This is a genomic window from Cytophagia bacterium CHB2 (genome assembly GCA_030263535.1).
Classification (GTDB): Bacteria; Zhuqueibacterota; Zhuqueibacteria; order Zhuqueibacterales; family Zhuqueibacteraceae; genus Coneutiohabitans.
Genome location: SZPB01000430.1, coordinates 1 through 7547, shown reverse-complemented (window position 1 = coordinate 7547; position 7547 = coordinate 1). Strand labels below are relative to the sequence as shown.

The window sequence follows — 7547 nt, the reverse complement described above, 5'->3', positions numbered from 1 at the left end:
TTCTTTTTCACAAAACCACGCGGCGGGATTTGTATGATCGTGAGTTAAAAACGGCGGAAGCGGAGGGATTCTTCGATGTGATTTTCTGCAATGAACGCGGCGAGATAACCGAGGGCTGCCGCAGCAACCTCATCATCAAAAGTGAAGGCCGCTATTTCACACCGCCGTTGGATTGTGGCGTGCTGCCGGGCGTGTATCGCGCGCATCTGGTTGCCTCGGGAAAATTCACGCTTGAGGAGAAAATTCTTTTGCCGCAAGAACTGGAGAGGGCAGAGGAAATTTTATTGTGCAACGCGGTGCGGGGACTTGTTAAAGCTGTCTTGGAAAAGAATTAACCAGCGCGGTTTGCTACGATTCTCTACTGGGCATGTTTTTACAGCCACGGATAAACACGGATCTTCACGGATTCTTTTCCAGGTTTCAAAATAGTCTCTTCGAAGTGTCCGGCAGCAAATGCTGCGATTAATAAGGTGTTCATCAACAGAATCAAGCAGCAGAATGAAGATCCCGGGCGGTTTCGGGAAATTTCACGGCGCCTGCCCGGAGCAGCGTTTGATTCCGGCTGTAATTTCCTCATATAGCGTAAACCGTTCGAAATCCGGCTCGGTGCTCAAGGCGCGATAGAGAGCAAGCGCTTGCGGCAAATCGCCGGCGGCTTCCGTCAAGCGCGCCATCCAAAAGCGTTGGAGCATGCCCACGTCTTCAAAATCCTGCGTCAGCCATTTGTAGGTCGCGAGATGATCTTCGGGCGGCAGAATCGCAGGCAGGGCATTCAGCGTTTCGCGCCGGTACATGTAATACACGTAACTTTCAATCCTGCGGCGTTGCTCCGGGGGCAGATCCTCATTATTCTTTCTCATCTCATTCGCCACGCGGATCAACTCCAGGGTATAGTCGTCGTTGCGAATATTTTGCAATGCTTGAAGCTGAAGTCTGCGGACAAATTCCTTGTCTCTCCCGTTATTCAGCGCTGCCGCGAAGTGGGGCTGGGCCTCCTCCAATTTCCGGTTTTGCCAGAGCATCCAAAATCCCCACATGGCATGCGCATAAGCGTTGTCCGGATCCACATTCAATGCTTCCTGAAAGCTCTCTTCGATTTTGAGGCCGCGCGCGCCTTCACGCCACTTGAGAAAATTTGCCCAGCCAATATGCGCCAGCACATCCGCGCTGGCGGCGCTTTTGTTCATGGCGACATTGCGATAAAGGCATGCAATGGTTTTGTTGACAATCTCGGTGAACGTCTGGCCTTCAGGTACGCGGATATTGCGCAGCCAATCCATGGCCAATTGCATTTGCGCCTGTTGCAGTTCGGAGGATTCCGGCTGCAATGCGATTGCCTGTTCAAGCGATTCCCATGCGGCGGCGTATTCGCCGTTGGCACGCTGCAACTCTGCCACCGCGTGCAAGTTCGATGCTTCACGGGCCTCCCTCCCAAAATGCCAGCCTAAAAACCACAAAGCCATAATCAAACCAAGCGCGGCGAGCGCGGCCAGGCCCATGGTTAAACGCGAAGGCTTTTTCGAAGTATTTGATGCGCCCGGAGAAGTAATGGCAGCTTCATGTTCGGAAATGAGAAACAGCCTCTCGGGATCAACTCGCTTCGCCAAGAGTTTGGGAGTGTCTTGCTCGTTCAGCCCTTCCAAATCGATTTGCGCACAGCCCAAGTCAAACGCCGTTTTCACGTCGCGGCCATAGCCCAGCGCTTGATAAAAAGCTGTGGCAAATTTGAGGGCCGCAGCGTCGCCGATTTCCTGGGACATGCCGATGACGCAATCAATATGTTCGGCAATGGCCTGCGCCTGTTTCTCCGAATAGCAGGCATTGAGCACAACACAGCGGATATCGTCTTTCAGCTCGTCAAACAACCGGCCCAACGCGCGACTTGAAACCGGATGGCTTTCCCCGGCCTCGTCTTCCAAAACGATTTCACCGGCAGCGCTGCCATGTCCGCTGAAATGCACGATGACGGATTTATGTTGCAACAAATAGCCTTGCAGATCGCTGACGCGCACAGCCTCTTGTTGTTCGATGTCGAACTTGTCCCGGAAATCTGATTGGCGCAACGCCTGCTTGATCGCGCGGATTTCCTCATCCAGCTTCAAGCGGCTGGCATCTTCGGGATTTGCCGTGAGAAAAAGTATTTTGATGGCCGTGCTCATTTCACGTACTCGATCAGCTTTTGTCCGACGATGGTGTTATCATGAATGCCGCCGAACACCTCACTGCCTGGACCAAAAGCAAAAATCGGCACCATCACGCCGCTGTGGCCGGTGGTGGTAAACGCCGTCTTGGTGACGGTTTTCTCGGCAACGGAGCCGCCTAAAAGAGAATAACCGCCGGTTTCGTGATCAGCCGTGACCACGATCAAGGTTTCGTTGTTCTTCTTGGCAAAGTCGAGTCCCACGCCGATGGCATCGTCGAAATCCACCATTTCCATAATCGCGTAGTCGCTATTGTTGTCGTGGCTGCCCCAATCGATTTGCGAGCCTTCCACCATCAGAAAAAAACCGTTTTTGTTTTGCGCGAGAATTTCGATGGCTTTGGCTGTCATGGCCGGCAGTGTGACCGTGCGGCTGTCAGCTTTGCCCAAATGCCCGGCCTCGAACAGTCCGACCAGTTTTTTCGGCTTGGCGAGTTTCTGAAATTCCTCCAACGTGCGGATGGCTGTGCGATCTTTCGCCAGGATTGCCCACAAATCCTGTTCGTCTTCGCGTTTGCTGTCCGTTTGTGATTTCGGCACGAAATAACCCCAGCCGCCGCCCAGCATGACATCCACCGGACTCCTGGCGAGTTGCTCGGCAATTTCGTTGTACTTGTTGCGGTCATCCACGTGGGCAGCAAAGCAAGCGGGCGTGGCATGGGTGATGGTACAGGTTGCCACCAGGCCGGTGGCCTTGCCCTTTTCCGCAGCATATTCGAGCACGGTTTTCACCGGCTTTTTGTCGGGATCGACGCCGATCGCTTTGTTGTAGGTTTTGATGCCTGCCGCCAGAGCTGTTGCGCCTGCCGCAGAGTCTGTGACATAAGCATCAGATGCGTGCGTCGTTAGTAAGCCGGCAGTTTTGCATTGTTCGAGCTGCAAGGTTCCCTTGACGGTTTTACCGGCGCTCACTTGCGCCACGCCCATGCCGTCGCCAATGAAAAGAATGATATTTTTTGGTAAACGTTCCGAGGGCGCGCCGGCCCAGGAAGATGACGCGAAAAGCAAAATCGTCCCTGCAAGAGCAATCATATATTTTCGCATGTTCGCAATCTCCTCACATGATTGATGTGATAGCCGTGAATTTTTTCCAATCTTTGTTTACTCCGTTCACTCCTGTTTAAAGGATTGGATCTTTTAACTTTCGTTCTGCTATGCCCCACCGATTTTCAGGCAAGTTGAAATCTGAAGCTCTCCAGGCAACTTCAACAAGCCTTTGCCCACGGAAGTAGAATTCCCACAGAGCCAACAACGCCTTTTTCAGTGGGATTTCATTCGTGGGCGAAACACTTTCGAAAGTTTATTTTAGATTTGAAAAACGAATCGCCTAGCCCGTTACGCGCGGCTGGGTTTTATTCCGGCTGTTTCAATTTCGGTGCGGCAAGCGAATCTGCGGCGGGCGGGTTGGCTTCGCGCTCAAGCTGCTGCACCGTGAGATTCAGCACGTCTTGCCACTGCTCGGCATGCTCGCGATAATAGCGCGCGGCCTCTTGTATTTGATGTTGCTGATAACCGCGGGATTGCAGCAGCGAATCGAGCCCGGCCGCCGGCAACGAATCAAGCTGCGTCGCCTTGAGCAGCGCAACATACACCTCGGCAAATTTTTCCGGTTCGGTTAAGGGATTTTGCGGTTTGGTTTCACAGCCGAGCAGCAACAGCGCCAGCAGGAACCTTGCCCCGGGTTTGCTCATTTGCGAATGAACTCCACCCGCTGATTCACTTTTCTCGCCTCGACCGTATTCGCATCCGCCAGCGGCCGCGTTTCTCCCCAGCCTTTGGAGCTCAATTGTTCCTCGGAGATTTTATATTCTCTTACCAGATGTTCTTTGAGCGCCTCGGCACGCGCCTGCGAGAGCCGGACATTGTCGCCCTCCGAGGGAAGTTCGTTGTCATGGCATTCGATTGAAAAACTCAGCGTGGCATCGGCTTTGAGCAATTCGGCAAATTGCTTGAGCACCGGCGTGGACTTGGGACGGATCACGTTCCTGCCCGGCTCGAAGTAAATGCCGTAGGATACGATCTTGCCCGAAGCGCTGAGCTGGTTTTGCAGCGTGGCCGGTCCGGCTGACACCGTGAAATTGGTGAACCAGCATTGATCGTCCGCCTCATCCTCCTCATCCGTGCCCGCCAGAAAAACTTCCACACGCTCGGCTTTAAATTCGCTGCTCTTGGGAATGTTGATCAACCGTTCGTCGTCGATGTAACATTTGAGGCTGCTGCCGTCGACTTGCACGGCGAGATGATGCGTGCCGGCAGTGAGATCGATATTTTTTTCCGAGGTCAGACCGGACGACATGCTAAAAAAAATCGCGGGCGGTTCCAGCGTGAGCGAGAGCCAGTCTTCGGCGTTGGCGCCGATCATATCGAGGCGATAGCGGCCACTATAGCCCTGGGGCGTCACGTTGAAATCCATTTCAATGGTAAATTGCGCCGGCAGCTTGAGATCGAGCGGCGAGACCGTGACCTGCTCTTGCGCATGCAGCCAATATTGTTTCGAAATTTCGCGCACCGTGACCTTGCCCTCGGGCGGCAGCACCGACCACGCGCCCGGCGCCTCGCCCGGGCGATCGGCGGTGATCATACGCCGTCCAATCAATGGGCGCGCGCGGCGCGATTTGGGCGTGCAACGCGGGCAAGCAAATCAGCCGCGGCCAACACCAAAAGCGTTTCAAGAAAAAAGTCATTGCAAATTCTCCAACAACGATAGTTCAAGTCAACGCGCAATTTAACATTATTTCATGAAAGTTCAAGGGCAGCACATAAAAAAATGACGGATAGCGTGTGCTTGACATCGCCTTTTCTGCTGCGTATTTTACTCATAGCAGTGCTTTTTGGAATGGGGATTTTACCAATGCGGGAGCTTGTGGGGCGCTTTTGGCAAAACGCAATTAAAAAGCTTTGAACACGGATGACGCAGATTGGGTGAATTTTCACGGATAAAAAATTCGCGTAAACCTGTGTCATCCGCGCTATCCGTGTTCAAAAAAATGAACGGAGTCATTCATCATGTTACATCACTTGCCTCTCAAGCACCCGCAACCCGATGCGAAACGCTTCATCAATATTTTGCTGGGGCGCGAGAAAGGCCCGCGCGTGCCCTTGGTGGAATACATTGTCGATGACGTCGTCATGCGACCGATTGTCACCGATCTGCTCGGGCGCCAATGGGCGCCTGAAGCGGCCGAACGCGAATCACAAAAGGCCTATTTGGACAACTTCATCGCGTTCTGGCAGCAGCTGGGTTACGACTTTGTCCGCTTCGAGCGCGCGCTGGCGTTTCCCGTCAAGCAGATGATCGAGCCAGATCCCGTTCCCGGCTCCGATAAGCAACGGGCGTGGGCGGATGAACACGAGGGCACCATCCGCAATTGGGATGATTTTGAACGCTATCCCTGGCCCACGATTGAGCAAATGGATTTCTTTCCCTTTGAATATTTGAATGCTCATTTACCGGAAGGCATGGGATTGATGTCTTCGCATGGCGGCGGCGTCTTCGAGCATCTCTCATGGATCATGTCTTTCGAAGGCCTGTGCCGCGCGCTGTATGAAGACCGGCCGCTGGTGGAGGCCGTTGCCAACCGGCTGGGCGAGCTGATGACGGACTTCTACCAACACCTGTTGGATTTGGATCGCCTCATTGCGGTTTTTCCCGGCGACGACATGGGCTTCCGCACCGGGCCGCTGATCTCGCCCAAAGATTTGCGCGCGCTGATTTTGCCCTGGCACCAACGTTTTGCGGCGATGACGCACGCCAAGGGCCTACCATATTTTCTGCACTCCTGCGGCGACGTGCTCAAGATCATGGATGACTTGATCAATGACGTTGGCATCGATGGCAAGCATTCGTATGAAGACGTCATCATTCCTGCGCCGGAGTTTCAAGCGCGTTACGGCGATCGCCTCGCCGTGTTGGGCGGATTGGACGTCAATATTCTCGCCGCCTCCACGCCAGCGCAGGTGCGAGAACGTGCGCGCTTTCTGCTTGAAACCTGCGGCAGCCGCGGCCGCTACGCGCTCGGTTCCGGCAATTCGATTCCGAGTTACGTGCCGCCGGAAAATTATCTGGCGATGCTTGATGAAGCGTTTGAGATTATTTGAATCTGATTGGGGGCATAACCTCAAAACCATATTGAGCACCCAACGTGAAAACACTTTCCACATCCATCACCCTTGCCGCTGCGTTGACTTTCCTTTGCGGCAACGCCTCCGCCTCCAAATTCAAACAGCTTCTGCCGGTCACGAACAAGATTCTTATGCTGCATTTTGACGACGGCTACGTCGAGCATTATGGCCTCGGCCAGGCCGGCAACGATGATCGCGTCGTCAAATCTGAGCTGCTGCTCATCTGGGCAATGCGAACCGCTTCGTATACGCTCAACAGCGCGGATGATCCGAATTACGCCTCGCCGCTGTCTCCGCTCAAAGTAGGCCGCAAGAGCAAGGGCAAAGATTTCAGCTCGATTCATGCTCAAAACTATCCCTATGTGCTGGAACATTTCATTTACCTCGAACTGCCCCATCCCCTGCAACACGGCAAAACTTATCGCCTCGATTTTCCTTACCTCGATCCAACCATCAGCGACACGACGTTTGTTTATGACGAATACGCGCTGCGCTCGGAAACTATTCATGTGAATCAAATCGGCTACGCGCCGTCAGCGCCGGTGAAGTATGCCTATCTCTCGCATTGGATGGGCGATCTCGGCCCGCTTGCGTTGGATGATTATGCCGCTTCACAATTCTATCTCGTTGAAGAGAAATCCCGAACGGTTGTTTACTCTGGGGTCATCGAACTGCGAAAAGCGCTGCAAACCGGCGGGCCGGACAACGGTTATCCCACGCACGCGCCTTACGGCAGTTTCACTGGCGCCGATGTTTGGGTTGCGGATTTTTCGGATTTCGACCGGCCGGGCGAATACCGCTTGATGGTCGAGAGAGTTGGCTCTTCCCACCCGTTTCGCGTTGATGATGATGTTTATCGCGAGGCGTTTTACACCACCATCCGCGCGCTTTATCTGCAACGCTGCGGCGTGGCTCTGGAAGCGCCTTACACCCAATGGACGCGGCCGCGCTGCCATCATCCCGCCCAAGGCGACACCGTGATTCTCTCCACCTGGCGCTACCTGGACGGCGGCAACGCGTTCACGCAATTGCCGCAATATGCCACCACCATCAAAAAACCGTTTTGGGGCGGCTGGCACGATGCAGCGGATTGGGATCGCAATGCCTATCATTTGAATGCGTGCAAAACATTGCTGCTGGCTTATGAATTGCGTCCCGAAAATTTTTCCGACGACGAACTCAACATTCCGGAAAGCGGCAACGGCATTCCGGATATTTTGGATGA

At 53.9% G+C, this 7547-nt stretch carries 7 protein-coding genes; 3 read left to right on the top strand and 4 right to left on the bottom strand.

The window, feature by feature from the left end; genetic code table 11:
• On the top strand, positions 1-335 hold a 335-nt coding region (locus tag FBQ85_26580; protein MDL1878699.1), incomplete at its 5' end, for a hypothetical protein.
• Positions 336-527: 192 nt separating this feature from the next.
• Here the strand turns inward: FBQ85_26580 and FBQ85_26575 are convergent.
• The 4 genes from FBQ85_26575 to FBQ85_26560 form a co-directional block, all read right to left on the bottom strand.
• Positions 528-2159, bottom strand: a complete 1632-nt coding sequence (locus FBQ85_26575) for a CHAT domain-containing protein (GenBank protein ID MDL1878698.1) — start codon at positions 2157-2159, stop codon at positions 528-530.
• The gene (locus FBQ85_26570; GenBank protein ID MDL1878697.1) at positions 2156-3244 is read right to left on the bottom strand and encodes an alkaline phosphatase; all 1089 of its coding nucleotides are present in this window, start codon (positions 3242-3244) and stop codon (positions 2156-2158) included. Before FBQ85_26570 ends, FBQ85_26575 begins: the two co-directional genes overlap by 4 nt.
• Positions 3245-3552: 308 nt before the next feature.
• Positions 3553-3891, bottom strand: coding sequence for a hypothetical protein (locus FBQ85_26565; GenBank protein ID MDL1878696.1), 339 nt, complete (start codon positions 3889-3891; stop codon positions 3553-3555).
• Entirely contained in the window at positions 3888-4781 is an 894-nt protein-coding gene (locus FBQ85_26560; protein ID MDL1878695.1) for a hypothetical protein, read from the bottom strand. The genes FBQ85_26565 and FBQ85_26560 overlap by 4 nt, the downstream gene beginning before the upstream one ends.
• A gap of 425 nt (positions 4782-5206) precedes the next feature.
• Here FBQ85_26560 and FBQ85_26555 point away from each other — a divergent pair, with 425 nt between their 5' ends.
• Complete coding sequence (locus FBQ85_26555) at positions 5207-6298, top strand: hypothetical protein (GenBank protein MDL1878694.1); 1092 nt, start codon at positions 5207-5209, stop codon at positions 6296-6298.
• Positions 6299-6342: 44 nt separating this feature from the next.
• Positions 6343-7547, top strand: a 1205-nt coding sequence (locus FBQ85_26550) for a hypothetical protein (GenBank protein ID MDL1878693.1), incomplete at its 3' end; no start/stop codon positions are given.